This window comes from Nonomuraea sp. NPDC049649, assembly GCF_040675175.1.
Lineage (GTDB): Bacteria > Actinomycetota > Actinomycetes > Streptosporangiales > Streptosporangiaceae > Nonomuraea.
Genome location: NZ_JBFAOH010000023.1, coordinates 41,599 through 56,881 on the forward strand (window position 1 = coordinate 41,599; position 15,283 = coordinate 56,881).

Annotated in this window: 15 protein-coding genes; 13 read left to right on the forward strand and 2 right to left on the reverse strand. The window is 72.2% G+C overall.

What is annotated here, in order from left to right:
• The first annotated feature begins 7 nt into the window (after window positions 1–7).
• The 11 genes from AB0J42_RS25570 (at window position 8) to tsaD (ending at window position 9,233) form a co-directional block, all read left to right on the forward strand.
• On the forward strand, window positions 8–358 hold the full coding sequence (locus tag AB0J42_RS25570) for a holo-ACP synthase (RefSeq protein ID WP_364298581.1): 351 nt from the start codon (window positions 8–10) through the stop codon (window positions 356–358).
• Between the two features lie 4 nt (window positions 359–362).
• On the forward strand, window positions 363–1,898 hold the full coding sequence (locus AB0J42_RS25575; protein ID WP_364298582.1) for an NAD(P)H-hydrate dehydratase: 1,536 nt from the start codon (window positions 363–365) through the stop codon (window positions 1,896–1,898).
• Between the two features lie 102 nt (window positions 1,899–2,000).
• Complete coding sequence (gene alr, locus AB0J42_RS25580) at window positions 2,001–3,128, forward strand: alanine racemase (protein ID WP_364298692.1); 1,128 nt, start codon at window positions 2,001–2,003, stop codon at window positions 3,126–3,128.
• On the forward strand, window positions 3,128–4,186 hold the full coding sequence (locus AB0J42_RS25585) for an alpha/beta hydrolase (protein ID WP_364298584.1): 1,059 nt from the start codon (window positions 3,128–3,130) through the stop codon (window positions 4,184–4,186). The genes alr and AB0J42_RS25585 overlap by 1 nt, the downstream gene beginning before the upstream one ends.
• Window positions 4,183–4,641, forward strand: coding sequence for a tRNA (adenosine(37)-N6)-threonylcarbamoyltransferase complex ATPase subunit type 1 TsaE (tsaE, locus tag AB0J42_RS25590; RefSeq protein ID WP_364298586.1), 459 nt, complete (start codon window positions 4,183–4,185; stop codon window positions 4,639–4,641). Before AB0J42_RS25585 ends, tsaE begins: the two co-directional genes overlap by 4 nt.
• Before the next feature lie 196 nt (window positions 4,642–4,837).
• Window positions 4,838–5,437: a hypothetical protein gene (locus tag AB0J42_RS25595; protein WP_364298588.1), complete on the forward strand. Its 600-nt coding sequence runs from the start codon at window positions 4,838–4,840 to the stop codon at window positions 5,435–5,437.
• Between the two features lie 2 nt (window positions 5,438–5,439).
• On the forward strand, window positions 5,440–5,973 hold the full coding sequence (locus AB0J42_RS25600; RefSeq protein WP_364298590.1) for a class F sortase: 534 nt from the start codon (window positions 5,440–5,442) through the stop codon (window positions 5,971–5,973).
• 32 nt (window positions 5,974–6,005) lie between these two features.
• Window positions 6,006–6,926, forward strand: a complete 921-nt coding sequence (locus AB0J42_RS25605; protein ID WP_364298592.1) for a hypothetical protein — start codon at window positions 6,006–6,008, stop codon at window positions 6,924–6,926.
• A gap of 156 nt (window positions 6,927–7,082) precedes the next feature.
• Window positions 7,083–7,727: a tRNA (adenosine(37)-N6)-threonylcarbamoyltransferase complex dimerization subunit type 1 TsaB gene (gene tsaB / locus AB0J42_RS25610; RefSeq protein WP_364298594.1), complete on the forward strand. Its 645-nt coding sequence runs from the start codon at window positions 7,083–7,085 to the stop codon at window positions 7,725–7,727.
• Between the two features lie 50 nt (window positions 7,728–7,777).
• On the forward strand, window positions 7,778–8,209 hold the full coding sequence (gene rimI, locus AB0J42_RS25615; RefSeq protein WP_364298694.1) for a ribosomal protein S18-alanine N-acetyltransferase: 432 nt from the start codon (window positions 7,778–7,780) through the stop codon (window positions 8,207–8,209).
• A complete protein-coding gene (gene tsaD, locus AB0J42_RS25620) occupies window positions 8,202–9,233 on the forward strand; it encodes a tRNA (adenosine(37)-N6)-threonylcarbamoyltransferase complex transferase subunit TsaD (protein WP_364298596.1) in 1,032 nt (343 codons plus the stop codon). The genes rimI and tsaD overlap by 8 nt, the downstream gene beginning before the upstream one ends.
• Window positions 9,234–9,693: 460 nt before the next feature.
• Here tsaD and AB0J42_RS25625 read toward each other — a convergent pair whose 3' ends face one another.
• Window positions 9,694–11,301 carry a hypothetical protein gene (locus AB0J42_RS25625; RefSeq protein WP_364298598.1) on the reverse strand — a complete coding sequence of 536 codons (1,608 nt, stop codon included), beginning with the start codon at window positions 11,299–11,301 and terminating at the stop codon, window positions 9,694–9,696.
• Window positions 11,302–11,481: 180 nt separating this feature from the next.
• Complete coding sequence (locus tag AB0J42_RS25630; protein WP_364298600.1) at window positions 11,482–12,666, reverse strand: methyltransferase domain-containing protein; 1,185 nt, start codon at window positions 12,664–12,666, stop codon at window positions 11,482–11,484.
• A gap of 269 nt (window positions 12,667–12,935) precedes the next feature.
• On the opposite strand from AB0J42_RS25630, the gene groES reads away from it, so the two are divergent.
• A complete protein-coding gene (groES, locus tag AB0J42_RS25635; protein WP_207550165.1) occupies window positions 12,936–13,250 on the forward strand; it encodes a co-chaperone GroES in 315 nt (104 codons plus the stop codon).
• Window positions 13,251–13,325: 75 nt separating this feature from the next.
• Window positions 13,326–14,945, forward strand: a complete 1,620-nt coding sequence (gene groL / locus AB0J42_RS25640; protein WP_364298602.1) for a chaperonin GroEL — start codon at window positions 13,326–13,328, stop codon at window positions 14,943–14,945.
• Window positions 14,946–15,283: the final 338 nt, after the last annotated feature.

Sequence of the window (15,283 nt, forward strand, 5' to 3'; positions counted from 1 at the left end):
TGGGACGATGATCCTCGGCATCGGGGTCGACGTGGTCGACATCGCGCGTTTCCGCGCCGCTCTGGAGCGCACGCCCGCGCTCCGCGAACGGCTGTTCACCGAGATCGAGCGGGATCTCGCGATCCAGTCACTGGCCGCGCGGTTCGCCGCCAAGGAAGCCGTCGCCAAGGCGCTGGGCGCGCCGCGCGGGCTCAGCCACCTGGAAGCCGAGGTGCGCCGCGACGCGAGCGGCAAACCCGAGCTCAGCGTCACCGGCGGGGCCGCCGAGGTGGCCCGCGAACTGGGGGTCAAGCGCTGGCACGTCTCGCTGAGCCACGACGGGGGCGTCGCGATGGCCTACGTGATCGCCGAAGGGTAGGGGCATGCTCACCGCGTACACCGCCGACCAGATCAGGACCGCCGAGCGGACGCTGATGGCCACCGTGCCCGAGGGCACGCTCATGCTGCGCGCCGCGATCGGCCTCGCCGCCGTCTGCGCCTCTCTGCTGCCCAGGGTGTACGGGAGCCGCGTCGTTCTGCTCGTGGGCAGCGGCGACAACGGCGGCGACGCCCTCTACGCGGGGGCGAGCCTCGCCAGCCGGGGCGCCCGGGTGACGGCGGTGCCGGCGGGGTCCAGGACCCACGCCGCGGGGCTGGCGGCCCTCCGGAGAGCGGGCGGGCGGGTGATCGGGCTCTCGGCGGGCGCATCGACCACGGGCGCTCACAGCTCCGCGGAGTCCGGTGGTGAGGGTCCCGCTGCTGTAGGGGCCGGGGGATTCTCGGGTGAGGTTCGGGAGGCTGTCGAGAAGGCGGAGCTGATCGTCGACGGGCTGGTCGGGATCGGGGTCTCCGGGGCGTTGCGGGAGCCGTACGCGGGGCTGGCGGAGATCGCCGGGCGGGCCGGGGCGCCGGTGGTGGCGGTGGACGTGCCGAGCGGGGTGGACGCGTCGACCGGGCGGGTCGAGGGGAGCGCGGTCCGGGCCGGGGTGACGGTGACGATGGGGGCGTGGAAGACCGGGCTGCTGGTGGAGCCGGGAGCCTCGTACGCGGGGCAGGTGGAGCTGATCGACATCGGGCTCGGACCGTACCTGCCTGAGCCGGACGTCGGCGCGCTCGACCGCGCGTCCGTGCGGGACATGCTGCCGCGCCCGGGCACCGGGACGGACAAGTACCGCAGGGGCGTGGTGGGGATCGTCGCGGGCAGCGACCTGTACACCGGCGCCGCCGTGCTGGCCGTCGGGGGTGCGCTGAACGCGGGCGCGGGCATGGTCCGTTACGTCGGGCCCGCCCGTCCGGCCGGCCAGGTGCGGGCGCGGTGGCCTGAGGCGGTCATCACGGAGCTGGACGAGCCCACGCTGGACGACGTCGGCAGGGTCCAGGCGTGGGTGCTGGGTCCCGGGCTCGGCACCGGGCAGTGGGCCAGGGAGATGGCCGGGCGGGTGCTCGCGACCGACGTGCCGGTGCTGGTCGACGCCGATGGCCTGAACATCGTGGCCGAGGACGTCCCGCTGCTCCGCCGTACCGCGCCTGTCCTGATCACCCCGCACGCCGGCGAGCTGGCGCGGCTGACGGGAGCGGAACGGCGCGACATCGAGGCGGCGCCGCTCGCGCACGCGCGGGCGGCGGCGGCCGGGCTGGGCGTCACCGTGCTGCTCAAGGGGTTCACCACGATCGTCGCCGAGGAGGGCGCGGTGACGCGGGTGAACCGCACGGGGACGCCGTGGCTGGCCACCGGCGGTACCGGCGACGTGCTGTCCGGCATCGGGGGATCGCTGCTCGCCCAGGGGCTCGGCCCGCAGGACGCCGGTTCGATCGCCGCCTACCTGCACGGGCTCGCCGGAAGCGTCGCGGCCGACGGGGCCCCGCTCACGGCCGCCGGGGTCGCCGACGCGCTGCCCGCCGCGATCCGGTCTCTCTGAAGCCGGACGTGCGTCCGGGAAACGCGGCGCGGGCCCTCTAGGTGGGGTGATGCGCGCTCGATCATGGACGGGAGCTGCCAAACTGGAAAGATGAGCTCCCCGATGGCGACGCCCGCCGAGGCGCGGGTGGACCTGGCCGCGATCAGGCACAACGTGTCACTGCTGCGCGAGCGCGCCCCCCGCGCCGAGTTGATGCCCGCCGTCAAGGCGGATGCGTACGGTCATGGGCTGGTGCCCGTCTCGCGGGCCATGCTGGAGGCGGGCGCGGGGCGGCTCGGCACCGCGTTCATCCAGGAGGCGCTCGAACTGCGGGCCGCGGGCGTGACCGCGCCGATCCTGGCCTGGCTGATCACGCCGGGCGAGCCGATCGGCGAGGCGCTGCGGGCCGACGTCGAGGTGTCGGCCTCCGACGAGCGGCTGCTCGGCGAGATCGCCGGGGCCGCGCGGGAGACCGGCGTGACCGCCCGGGTCCATCTGGAGGCCGACACCGGCATGACCAGGGGCGGCGCGCCGCTCGCCGCCTGGCCGGGGCTGCTGCGCAAGGCGCTGGAGCTGCGGGCGGAGGGCTCTGTGGAGGTCGTCGGTCTCTGGTCGCACTTCGCCTGCGCCGACATTCCGGGGCATCCATCCGTCGAGGCGCAGATCGACGCGTTCGAGACCGCGCTCAAGCTGGCCGAGCAGGCGGGCGTGGCGGGCTCCCACGTGATCAGGCACCTCGCCAACTCGGCCGCCGTGATGACGCTGCCCCGGGCCCACTTCGACATGGTGCGCCCCGGCATCGCCACCTACGGCCTCAGCCCCGTCCCCGAGCTGGGCGACTTCGGGCTGCGCCAGGCCATGACGCTGGTCGCGCGGCTCGCGCTGGTCAAGCGGGTGCCGGAGGGGGCGGGGGTGTCATACGGGCATCTGTACGTGACCGGACGGGAGACCACGCTGGGCCTGGTCCCGCTCGGTTACGCCGACGGCGTGCTGCGCCACGCGACCGGCCGGGCCGAGGTGCTGGCCGGCGGCAGGCGCAGACGGGTGGCCGGGCGCGTCTGCATGGACCAGTTCATGATCGATGTGGGTGACGATCCGCTGCGGGCCGGCGAGGAGGTCGTCCTGTTCGGGCCGGGCGACCAGGGCGAGCCGACCGCGCAGGAATGGGCGGATTCCCTCGGGACGATCACGCATGAGATCGTGACAAGGATCGGGTCACGCGTGCCGAGGGTGTACGAAGGACAGGGGTAATGACGACGACCACACGCCGCAAGTTCGGGATCGCCGGCGCGCTCGTCGGCGCCGCCTCCGCCGGGGTCGCGGCCGCCGCCATGGCCAAACGCTACGCCGTGGGCCGCATCCGCCTCCGGCCCGACCTGGAAGCCAGCGAGCCCTTCGGCGAACTGCGCGGCAGGGAGCACACGCTCATCACCTCCGACGGCGTGGCCCTGCACGTCGAGGTCGACGGCCCCGAGGGTGACGGCGGTGCGCCGCTGACGGTCGTCCTGTGCCACGGTTACTGCCTCAGCTCCGAGTCCTGGCACTACCAGCGCAGGGACCTGCGCGAGCAGCACCGCCTCGTGCTGTGGGACCAGCGCTCCCACGGCCGTTCGCAGCGCGCCGTCACCGGCGACACCTCGATCGACCGGCTCGGCGACGACCTGGCCGAGGTGCTGGAGACGTTCGTGCCGGGACCGTGCGTGCTCGTCGGCCACTCGATGGGCGGCATGACGATCATGGCGCTCGCCGACCGCCACCCCGAGCTGTTCGGCGACCGGGTGCGCGGCGTGGCCCTGCTCGCCACCTCCGCGGGCAAGCTGGCCGAGGTGACGCTGGGGCTGCCCGCGCTGGTGTCCAAGGCCGTACACAAGGTCGCCCCCACCACGGTGTCGATGCTGGGCCGCAGGGGCTCGCTCGTCGACCGCACCCGCCACGCGGGCAGCGACATCGCCTTCCTGCTGACCCGCTACATGGGCTTCGGCGACTCCAAGAACGTCAGCCCCACCCTCGTCGACTTCGCCGAGTCCATGATCCGGGCGACGCCGACCGAGGTGGTCGCCGACTTCTACCCCGCGCTGATGAACCACGACAAGCTGTCCGCGCTGCACGTCCTCGACCCGGTGCCGACCGCGATCATGGTCGGCGACAAGGACTGGCTGACGCCGCCCGACCACAGCCGCGCGATGGCCGAGGCGCTGCCCAAGGCCCAGTTCACCGAGGTGCCCGACACCTCCCACCTGATCCAGCTCGAACGCCCTGGAGCCGTCACCGACGCGCTGCGCGACCTGATCAAGAGGGTGAGCGTGTGAAGCTGCGCACCGCCGAGGAGACCCGCGCGTACGGCGCGCGGCTGGCCTCCCTGCTCCGCCCCGGCGACCTGCTGGTCCTGTCGGGCCCGCTCGGCGCCGGGAAGACCACGCTCGTGCAGGGCATCGCCGAAGGGCTCAAGGTGCGCGGGCCGATCACCTCGCCCACGTTCGTCATCGCCCGCGTCCACCCGTCGCTCTGCGGCGGCCCGGCGCTGGTCCACGCCGACGCCTACCGGCTCGGCGGCGACCTGGAGGTGGACGACCTCGACCTCGACGCGTCGCTGGAGGAGTCGGTGACGGTCGTCGAGTGGGGCGAGGGCCTGGTCGAGGGGCTGGCCGAAGACCGCCTGGAGATCCACATCGACCGCGAGTCCGGCGACGACGTCCGCACCGTGACGCTGCGCGGCGTGGGGCCGCGCTGGGCCGACACGCCGCCTGACGCCGCACAACAGTAAAACGCCCGCCATCGCCGCGCCGCCCTGGCACTCTTAAACCTGATCACCGGTAAGGGTCGGCCCAAGAATTCTGGGTATCAGGAGGGCGGTGTCCACGAAAACGGTGGATGCTAGGAGAAGAACGGCGGAGTGGGGTGCGGCGGTGCTCAGGGTCAGGCGAGTCGCGTGCGCGGGGGCCATACTCACGATCGGCCTGATGGGCTGTACGGCCGAGGCGCAGACACCCCCGGCGACCCAGACCCCCACCGCCGAGGCGAGCCCCACGCCCACGGAGACGCCCGCCGCGACCGCCAGCCCGGAGGTCTCGCGCATCTCCGTCCAGCTCAACCCCGACAGCGTCACCGCCGGTGAGAGCTCCACCGTGTGGATCCTGGCCAACTGCCCCGCCCCGCAGGGCGGGCCCGCCCACACCGGCACCGCCACCTCCCGCGCGTTCGTCAGCGGCGTCACGCTCAACCCGGCCACCTCCACCGCCTCGCCCGCCCCCACCGGCAACGCCGCCGGTGACTGGGTGCGCGGCCAGGCCCAGGTCTCCGGCACCGTCAAGCGCGGCTCGTACACCGTGGACGTCAAATGCGACGGCACCGGCCACTCCGGCCGCGCCACCCTCCGCCTGACCCGGCCCGAACCGCTGCCGAGCGACGTGCCCACCAAGGCGCCCAAGGCGGGCGGCGGCGGCACGTACGGCAAGGACGTCGACGAAGGCTCGCCGATCCCGCTGGGCGGCGTCGGCGCCGCACTCGCTCTCGCGCTGGCCGTCGGCGCCGGAGTGGCGGTCAAGCGCCGCCGGTCCTAGCCATGGCGGGTTCCGGACGCGTGGTGCTCGCGGGCGCCATCACGGGCCTGGTGCTGGTCGCCTTCGGCCAGAACCTGCAGCAGCCCGAGGAGGCCGCCGCCGCGGTCGTGCCAGAGACCATCGACATCCCCTCGATCGACGTCGAAGCGCCGCTGATGAAGCTCGGCGTGAAAAACGGCGAGGTCGAACTGCCGCCCTTCGAGAAACCGGGGACGGCCGGCTGGTTCACCGGCAGCGCGGTGCCCGGCGAGAAGGGCGCCTCGGTCATCATCGGCCACGTCGACACCAAGACCGAACCGGCCGTGTTCTACAAGCTCCGCCAGCTGCGCAAGGGCTCGAAGGTGCGGGTCAAACGGAGCGACGGCAAGGTCGCCACGTACAAGGTCGACGCCGTCGAACAGGTCCACAAGGACGACTTCCCGCTCAGGAAGGTGTACGTCGAGGACGGGCTCAAGCTCGTGACCTGCGGCGGCAGGTTCGACCGGGCCAAGGGCGAGTACGACGACAACATCATCGTGTACGCGTCGCGCGCCTGAAAACCGGTTGCCCCCGCCGGGATCCTGGAAGCATGAGCACCCCGCCCGCGACCGGCGTCCGCATGCCCTGGCAGGACGTCCACCCCGGCGTGCGCGCCGCCGTCGAGGACTTCCTCGGCGCCCCCGTGGCCCGGGTGGTCACCCAGGACGGCGGCTTCTCCCCGGGCGCGGCCGTCCGGCTGGTCACCGGGGACGGCCGCCGCGCCTTCGTCAAAGCGGTCGGCCCGGAGCCGAACCCCGACGCCGCCGGCATCTACCGCGCCGAGGCCGCGAACGCCGCCGCGCTGCCCGCCTCCGTGCCCGCGCCCCGGCTGCTCACCTCGTTCGACCTCGACGGGTGGGTGGCGCTGGTGTTCGAGGACGTCGAAGGCCGCCATCCGGCGACGCCGTGGCGGCGCGGCGAGCTCGACCTGGTGCTGGCCGCGGTGCGCCGGATGGGCGCCGCGCTGACGCCGTCGCCGGTCGAGGTGCCGTCAATCGAGGAGCGGTTCGACGACTCCTTCCGCGGCTGGCGCAGGCTGCTGGGGGAGGACACGGCCGGGCTGGACCCGTGGGCGCTGCGGCACCTCGCGGCGCTGGCCGAGCTGGAGGCCGGCTGGGCCGGCGCGGCCGCCGGCGACACGCTGCTCCACGCCGACCTGCGCGCCGACAACCTGCTCGTCGCCGGGGATCGGGTGTACGTGGTCGACTGGCCGTGGGCGTGCCGGGGAGCCGCCTGGTTCGACGTGCTGGCCATGCTGCCGTCGGTGGCCATGCAGGGCGGGCCGCCGCCGCAGGAGGTGCTGCCCGATCCGTGTTCGGGCATCACCGCGGTGGTTGCCGCGCTGGCGGGCTACTTCGTGCGGCAGAGCCGGCAGCCGGGGCCGCCGGGGCTGCCCACGCTGCGGGCGTTCCAGCACGCGCAGGGGGTGGCGGCCCTGGAGTGGCTGCGGCACCGTACGGGCTGGGATTGAGGTGAGGGGCCGCGGCCGTAGGTGATCGGAGAGAAGGCACAGGCGGGGGCGGGCCCGGGCAAGGGCGGGGGCGGGGCGCGGGCATAGGCCAGCTCGGGCGCGGGCGCGGGTGAGGCGGGCACGGGCAGGGGCGTTGCGCGGGTAGGCTAAACAGTCGTGCTGGTCCTGGCCTTTGACACCGCGACGCCCGCCGTCACCGCCGCTCTCCACGACGGCGAACGGGTGCTCGCCGAATCCACCACGGTCGACGCGCGCCGCCACGGCGAGCTGCTGGCGCCGACCATCGAGCGCGTCCTGACCGAGGCCGGGGTGGCGCTGCGCGACGTGACAGCCGTCGTCGCCGGGTGCGGCCCCGGGCCCTACACCGGGCTGCGCGTCGGGCTGATGACCGCGCAGGGGCTGGGGACGACGCTCGGCGTGCCCGCCCACGGGATCTGCACGCTGGACGCGCTCGCGTACGGCAGCGGTCTCGACGAGCCGTTCCTGGTCGCGACCGACGCGCGGCGCAAGGAGGTCTTCTGGGCACGCTACGCCGACCGGCGCACCCGCCTCGACGGGCCGAACGTGAACAAACCCGCCGACGTCCCGGTCGACGGGCTGCCGGTGGTCGGCGCGGGGGCCGGTCTCTACCCCGAGATCCTGGGGCCTGAGCGTGAGCCCGTCTATCCGTACGCCGGATTCCTGGCCGCGCTGGCGGCCGAGCGCATCACGGCGGGCACACCCCTCGACGAGGCCCGCCCGATCTACCTCCGCCGCCCCGACGCGGCCGTGCCCGGCGCGCCGAAGAAGGTGACAGCGTGACCGGCCGGCCGGAGACCGCCGGGGAGGTGGGCGGTGTGCGGCTTCGACAGATGACCGAAAGGGATCTGCCCGAGGTCATGGCCATCGAGCAGGCCACGTTCCCGCTCGACGCGTGGAGCGAGGGCATGATGCGCGGTGAGCTGGCCGACCAGCCGCGCACCCGGCACTACGTGGTGGCCGTCGTCGGCGGGACGATCGTCGGGTACGCCGGGGTGGCGGCGGCCGGCGACCAGGCCGACGTGCAGACGATCGCCGTGTCCCAGGCCCATCGCGGCACCGGCATCGGGGCCGCCATGCTCACCGAGCTGCTGGCCGAGGCGCGCCGGCGCGGGGCACGCGAGATCTTCCTGGAGGTCCGGGAGGACAACCCGGTGGCGCGCGGCCTGTACGAGCGGTTCGGGTTCGAGTCCATCGGCACCCGCCGCCGCTACTACGACGACGGCACCGACGCGATCATGATGAGAAGGAAGCTGGATGGCTGACGCACCCCTGGTCCTGGGCATCGAGACATCCTGCGACGAAACCGGCATCGGTCTCGTGCGGGGCCACACGCTGCTGGCCAACACCGTCGCGTCCAGCATCGAGGAGCACGCCCGGTTCGGCGGGGTGGTGCCGGAGGTCGCCTCGCGCGCCCACCTGGAGGCCATGACGCCCACCGTGGAGGCGGCGCTGGCGCAAGCCGGGGCGAAGCTCTCCGACGTCGACGCGGTGGCCGTCACCGCCGGGCCGGGGCTGGCCGGGGCGCTGCTGGTCGGGGTGGCCGCCGCCAAGGCGTACGCGCTCGGCCTGGGCGTCCCCCTCTACGGCGTCAACCACCTGGCCGCGCACGTCGCCGTCGACCAGCTCGAACACGGGCCGCTGCCCAAGCCGTGCATCGCCCTGCTGGTGTCCGGCGGCCACTCCTCGCTGCTGCTGGTGCCCGACGTGGCCCAGGACGTCATCTCCCTCGGGTCCACCGTGGACGACGCGGCGGGGGAGGCGTTCGACAAGGTGGCCCGGGTGCTGGGGCTGCCGTTCCCCGGCGGGCCGTACATCGACCGGGCGGCCCGCGACGGGTCCGGGACGGCCATCGCGTTCCCCCGCGGCAAGATCGACGACGGGACGCTCGACTTCTCCTTCTCGGGGCTCAAGACCGCCGTCGCCCGCTGGGTGGAGGCGCGTGAGGCCGCCGGTGAGAGCATCCACGTGCCCGACGTGGCGGCCTCTTTCCAGGAGGCGGTCGTCGACGTGCTGACCCGTAAGGCGCTGCAGGCCTGCCGCAAGTACGACGTCCACGACCTGCTCATCGGCGGCGGCGTGGCGGCCAACTCGCGGCTCCGCGCCCTGGCCCAGGAACGGTGCGACGCGGCGGGCGTACGCCTGCGGGTACCCCGTCCGGGGCTGTGCACCGACAACGGCGCCATGGTCGCCGCCCTCGGCTCCGACTTGGTGGCTGCCGGGACCACGCCCTCGACACTGGACATCCCGGCTGACTCTTCTCTCCCGATCACCACCATCCACGTCTGATCCGCGCGTCTTCGGGGGTGGGTGTCATCACGCGTCTGATCCGTGCGTTCTGTGTACGTGAAGGACGGGGGTGGACGTCACCAGCGCCCCCGTCTGCGTACGTCTAGGACGGGGACGGGCGAAAGGCGCATTTACCCCCGTTCTCCACGCGCGCAGGTGCGTGGTTCGCCCACGCGCCCTCCACGCGTGCAGGGCGCGCACTGTGACATCCACCGTCCTCGCGCACGATGACATGCACTGGTCTGCACGCATGCAGGGCATGACGTTCGGAGGCGTGCGGCCGCGTCATTGACGTGGGCGCTTGGAGCACGTAGCCCACGGGTGGGGGCGAGTAACCCACGGACGGGGGCGGGGACGCCGGCGCGGGGCACTTCACGCCCGCGTTGCTCGGCGCCGGTGCCCTGGTCGGCCGCCCAGCTGGCCGGCGTGCAGCAGCAGCATGGCGCCCCCGTCCGGGTGGTCAGTCTTTGACGCGGCTGGGGCGGAGGAGGGCCTCGGCCAGGGCCAGCATGGTTTCCTCCAGGGCGCCGAGGCGCTTGTTGAGGTCGGCGGTGGCGGGTTCGACGATGTCGGAGACGGTTTCGGCGAGGGTGTCGCGGTCGGGGCGGGAGCGGACGATCTCGGCCAGGGAGGCGGCGGCTTCCGTCAGGCGTTCGCCGTGGGTGTCGAGGAGTTCGCCGATGCCGAGGGCGGCGGGGAGGCCGTCGATGCGGCGGCCGACCGCTTCCAGGGTTTCGCCGGCCTGTTCGGCGCGGGTGTTGAGGCCGGTGAGGTGGGCGTCGAGGCCGTCGACGCGGTGGGTCAGGCGCTCCTCCGACTGGCCGAGGCGGCCGACGGTGTCGGTGAGGTGGCCGTCGATGGCGTCCAGGCGTTCGTCCTGGGCGGTCAGCCGGTCCTCGACGGTGTCGAAGCGCGCGATGTGGGAGATCAGCCGCTGGTCGAGGGTGTCGAAGCGGCCGGTGAGGCGTTCGTCCACGTCGTCGAGGCGGCCCGTGTGGCCGGTGAGGTGTTCGCCGAGGGCGTCGAGGCGGCCGGTCTGTGAGGTCAGGTGTTCGTCGATGGCGTCGAAGCGGCCGGCGTGGGCGGCCAGCCGGCCGTCGAGGGCGTCGAAGCGGCCGGTCTGTGAGGTCAGGCGTTCGTCGAAGGTGTCGAACCGGGCCGTCTGGGCGGTGAGGCGTTCGTCCACCCGGTCGAAGCGGCCCGCGTGGGAGGTCACGCGGGCGTCCACGCCGCGCAGGCGGGCGTCGACGTCGGCCAGGCACTCTTCGGCGGTCTCGAACCGGGTGTCGAGCGCCATGAGCCGGCTCTCCACCCGGTCGGCCCGCCCGTCGGCGCCGTCGAAGCGCGCGGACAGCTTCTCGCCGAGCTCCTCGATGCGGGCCCGCGTCTCCTGGGCGGCGCCGGCGGCCCGTTCGTCGAAGGTGTCGGACAGGTCGAGCACCACGCCTTCGACGCGGTCGGTGCGCGAGTTGAGCTCGGCCAGCGACTTGTCGATCCGGGTGAACCTGGTGGCGGCCACCTCCATGCCCGAGCTCACCTGCGCGAGCTTGGCGGTGAAGTCGCCCATCCGCTTGGCCATGTCGTCGGTGAACTCGACCACGGTCTGCAGCTTGCCGAGGGTTTCCTGCATGCCCTGGAAGACGGCGGTGACGTCGGCGCGGAGTTTCGGCAGCTCGGCGATGGGGTGGACGCGCTTGCCGACGGACTCCACGGCCGAGTCGACGCCGCCGACCTGCTCGCCCACCGCGTCGACGTGGTCGCGCACGGCCTCGACGTGCTGGGCCAGGCCCTCGGCCCACATGGGCGGCTTGGCGGCGATGTCGTCGAGGCGCCCGCTGACGGTCTCCAGGGTGCCGCTGAGGCCGCCGAGCTCGCGTTCGCGCACCTCGCGCAGGAGCCATTCCATCCCCTCCAGCCGCTGGCGGATCTCGTCGAGCACGGCTCCCTGCGTGCGTTGCTCGTACACGTGATCCTGGGCGGCACGTGCCAGCAGCTCCCGCATCCGCTCCGAGATGGCGGTCTGGCCACCCGCCGCCTGCAGCAGGGTGGTGTGGTTGGAATGGTCCACCGAAAGGCTCCTTCGCTGTCGACGGTCTGCCGCGTAGCGGTGGGAATGGTCCGATTTGCAGATAAGAAGGAGAACGCGGCTCACCGCAAGAGGGGGGAGGACTCCCGACCGCCCACCATAGCCTCTCGATCATGGTCCGTCAGGGGTGAGGAAAAAGATCGCGCTTATCGGTGAATCGCCCTAGTTTGCCATTTGCGCAGGTGGTCTGGGGTCACAGATCAGGACAGTGGGCTTATCGGATACGCGGGTCAGAATGACCACGGCGGTCTTGTCGCCGGACAGCCGGAGATCTCCCCGCAAACGCTCTATGTCGACAGCGGAGCCGCGTTTCTTTATGACGGCCTTTCCCACACCGTGCGCCCGGAGTGCGGCCCGCAGTTTCTTCAGCGAGAACGGCAGCGTCTCCCGCACCTCGTAACGGGTCGCCCAGCGGGTGTCGATCGGCTCGTCGCCGGAGATGTAGGCGATCATCGGGTCGGGCAGCCGCCCGCCCACCAGCGCGGCCACCTCTCCTATGAGATGAGCCCTCACAGCCGCCCCGTCCGGCTCGTACACGAACCTCCCGACCGGCCCGGTGGGCGCCCGCACGCCGGCCGCGGCGAGCGTCTGGCCGCCCGGCAGCAGCGTGGCCCGCCGCGCCGTCTCCGGCGCGTGGCCGGTCCACAGCGTCGCCTCTTTGACCTCGCCTTTGTACGAGACCCACTCGGTCTCCGCGCGATCGGGGATGAACTCGTACGGGATGCCCGGCGCGGCCTTGACGCAGCCCATCCGCGCCCGCCCCAGCAGGGCGAGCACCACGGGCCAGGACGGCGAGTAGGCCAGCGGGTCGAACGTGCGGCCCCTCGACGAGCGGCGGGCGGGGTCGGCGAACAGCACGTCGTAGGCCTCCGGCCGCGTCTCGGCGCCGTCGCCCAGCTTTATGGTCACCCGGTCGGCCACCCCGAGCGCCTCGGCGTTGGCCCTGGCCACGGCCACCGAGAGCGGGTCGGTGTCGACGGCCTCCACGGTGCACCCGGCCTGGGCGAGCGCCAGCAGGTCGCCTCCTATGCCGCAGCAGACGTCCGCCACCCGCATCCCGGGGGCGGCGCCCAGCCGGCGCGCCCGGTGGGCGGCGACCTCGGCCCGGGTCGCCTGCTCCAGGCCGTGCGGGGTGAAGAACATGCGCGCGGCGTCGGCGCCGAACTTGGCCTTGGCCCGCTCGCGGAGGCGGGCCTGGGTGAGCGCGGCCGAGGCGAGCGCGGCGTCGTGGCTCCTGCGCAGGCGCGTGGCGGCGGCGACGGGGTCGGCGCCGGACAGCTCCTCCGCCTGGGCGAGCGCCGCGCGGCCGCGAGGGGTCAGCAGCGCGGTGAAGGAGTCGAGGTCCACGGGATACGACGGTAGCGCCCGTACGGACGAATCCGGTCAGCGTTGCCGCTACCAGCTCCGACGTCCCTGGACATTCTCGTGCAAAGCTCTGACCCACGATCGCTCTCGGCAGACGCGTTCGTGTTGACTGTCAAGCCCCTCTTGCATATGTTTCCTGTTGGCACTCTCCCCTTGAGAGTGCCAACGTGCGACGAGGCAGGTCTGGCACCCGCGACGGCAGGCCCAGCTGGTCGCCTCTTCTAATCAGTCACATCTGAAGGGGAGGTCCGATCGTGACGACCGCCACCAAGGTTCCCGTTAAGCCGCTCGGCGACCGCATCGTGGTGCAGCCGCTTGAGGCAGAGCAGACCACCGCTTCCGGCCTGGTCATTCCCGACACCGCCAAGGAGAAGCCGCAGGAGGGCAAGGTCCTCGCGGTGGGCCCGGGTAACTGGGACGAGGACGGCGAGAAGCGGATTCCGCTCGACGTGAGCGAGGGCGACATCGTCCTCTACAGCAAGTACGGCGGCACCGAGGTCAAGTACGGCGGCGAGGAGTACCTCGTGCTCTCCGCCCGCGACGTTCTCGCGATCGTCGAGAAGTAAGCCGGTTGTGTCGGGCCCCGGGCGCTCTAGAGGGCACCCGGGGCCTTCGACGCTAGGAGAGGACTTTCAGCAAAAATGGCGAAGATCCTGGAATTCGACGAGGCCGCCCGCCGCGCTCTTGAGCGCGGCGTCAACGCCCTCGCGGACGCCGTCAAGGTAACCCTCGGCCCGCGCGGCCGTAACGTCGTCATCGACAAGAAGTTCGGTGCTCCGACGATCACCAACGACGGCGTCACCATCGCCCGCGAGATCGAGCTTGAGGAGCGCTACGAGAACCTCGGCGCCCAGCTCGTCAAGGAAGTGGCCACCAAGACCAACGACATCGCGGGCGACGGCACCACCACCGCGACCGTCCTGGCTCAGGCCATGGTCCGCGAGGGCCTGCGCAACGTGGCCGCCGGCGCCTCGCCGATGGCGCTCAAGCGCGGCATCGACAAGGCCGCCAAGGAGGTCAGCGAAAGGCTGCTCGCCTCCGCCCGGCCGGTCGACGAGAAGAAGGAGATCGCCGACGTCGCGACGATCTCCGCTCAGGACGCGCAGATCGGCGAGCTGATCGCCGAGGCGTTCGACAAGGTCGGCAAGGACGGTGTGCTCACCGTCGAAGAGTCCAACGCCATGGGCATGGAGCTGGAGTTCACCGAGGGCCTCCAGTTCGACAAGGGCTACCTGTCGGCCTACATGGTGACCGACACCGAGCGCATGGAGGCCGTCCTCGAGGACGCCTACATCCTGCTCCACCAGGGCAAGATCTCCTCCATCGCGGACTTCCTGCCGCTGCTGGAGCAGGTCGCCCAGACGAAGAAGCCGCTGCTCGTGGTCGCCGAGGACGTCGAGGGCGAGGCCCTGGCCGTCCTGGTCACCAACAAGATCCGCGGCACCTTCACCTCGGTCGCCGTCAAGGCTCCCGGCTTCGGTGACCGCCGCAAGGCGATGCTGCAGGACATGGCCATCCTCACGGGCGGCCAGGTCGTCAGCGAGGAGATCGGTCTCAAGCTGGAGAACGTCGGCCTGGAGGTGCTCGGCACCGCCCGCCGCGTGGTGATCGACAAGGACAGCACCACGATCGTCGACGGCGCCGGCGACGCCGCGGCCATCGAGGACCGCGTCAAGGAGATCAAGCTCGCGATCGAGCAGTCCGACTCCGACTGGGACCGCGAGAAGCTCCAGGAGCGCCTGGCCAAGCTGGCCGGCGGCGTGTGCGTGCTGCGCGTCGGCGCCGCCACCGAGGTGGAGCTCAAGGAGAAGAAGCACCGCCTGGAGGACGCGATCTCCGCGACCCGCGCCGCCATCGAGGAGGGCATCGTCTCCGGCGGCGGTTCGGCGCTGATCCACGTGGCCAAGGAGCTCGACGACCTCGGCCTGTCGGGCGACGAGGCGACCGGCGTCAACGTCGTGCGCCGCGCCCTGTACGAGCCGGCCCGCTGGATCGCCGAGAACGCCGGCCTGGAGGGCTACGTCGTCACGCACAAGGTGTCGGAGCTCTCCGCCGGCCAGGGCCTCAACGCGGCCACCGGCGAGTACGGCGACCTGCTCGCCCAGGGCGTCATCGACCCGGTCAAGGTCACCCGCTCGGCCGTGCAGAACGCGGCGTCGATCGCGGGCATGCTGCTGACCACCGAGGCGCTCGTCGTCGACAAGCCCGAGGAGGAGGCCCCGGCCGTCGGCCAGGGCCACGGTCACGGCCACGGCCACTGACCCGCCTTCCGGCTCTTCACGGCCCGCACCGGTTCCGGTGCGGGCCGTCGCCGTTTTCGGGCATCGGGCGGACCGCTTTCGCAGTCGTACCTTCTTTCGAAGTACAGTGATATGTCACGTGGCGGGCGACGAATTTTGATGGAGAATGTGCGATCATTAGGTAAACCTGGCGCAGGCGCTATGCGTCTCGCTCTGGCGAATCTCGCGCATATCCAGTTATTCCATGAAATATGGCGCCACGTTTTACGCTTTGTGCTGTCGTCTGATTACACTCGGTTATCGTCGCTTCAATGTGACCAATCCGTAGCCGTTCGCCATGACGACAGGCAGGATCAACG

Coding starts and splice junctions, on each gene's coding strand:
- AB0J42_RS25595 (WP_364298588.1), top strand. CDS start 4,838: ATGGGCTGTACGGCCGAGGCGCAGACACCCCCGGCGACCCAGACCCCC.
- rimI (WP_364298694.1), top strand. CDS start 7,778: ATGACCGAAAGGGATCTGCCCGAGGTCATGGCCATCGAGCAGGCCACG.
- AB0J42_RS25600 (WP_364298590.1), top strand. CDS start 5,440: ATGGCGGGTTCCGGACGCGTGGTGCTCGCGGGCGCCATCACGGGCCTG.
- AB0J42_RS25575 (WP_364298582.1), top strand. CDS start 363: ATGCTCACCGCGTACACCGCCGACCAGATCAGGACCGCCGAGCGGACG.
- AB0J42_RS25570 (WP_364298581.1), top strand. CDS start 8: ATGATCCTCGGCATCGGGGTCGACGTGGTCGACATCGCGCGTTTCCGC.
- tsaD (WP_364298596.1), top strand. CDS start 8,202: ATGGCTGACGCACCCCTGGTCCTGGGCATCGAGACATCCTGCGACGAA.
- AB0J42_RS25605 (WP_364298592.1), top strand. CDS start 6,006: ATGAGCACCCCGCCCGCGACCGGCGTCCGCATGCCCTGGCAGGACGTC.
- AB0J42_RS25585 (WP_364298584.1), top strand. CDS start 3,128: ATGACGACGACCACACGCCGCAAGTTCGGGATCGCCGGCGCGCTCGTC.
- groL (WP_364298602.1), top strand. CDS start 13,326: ATGGCGAAGATCCTGGAATTCGACGAGGCCGCCCGCCGCGCTCTTGAG.
- alr (WP_364298692.1), top strand. CDS start 2,001: ATGGCGACGCCCGCCGAGGCGCGGGTGGACCTGGCCGCGATCAGGCAC.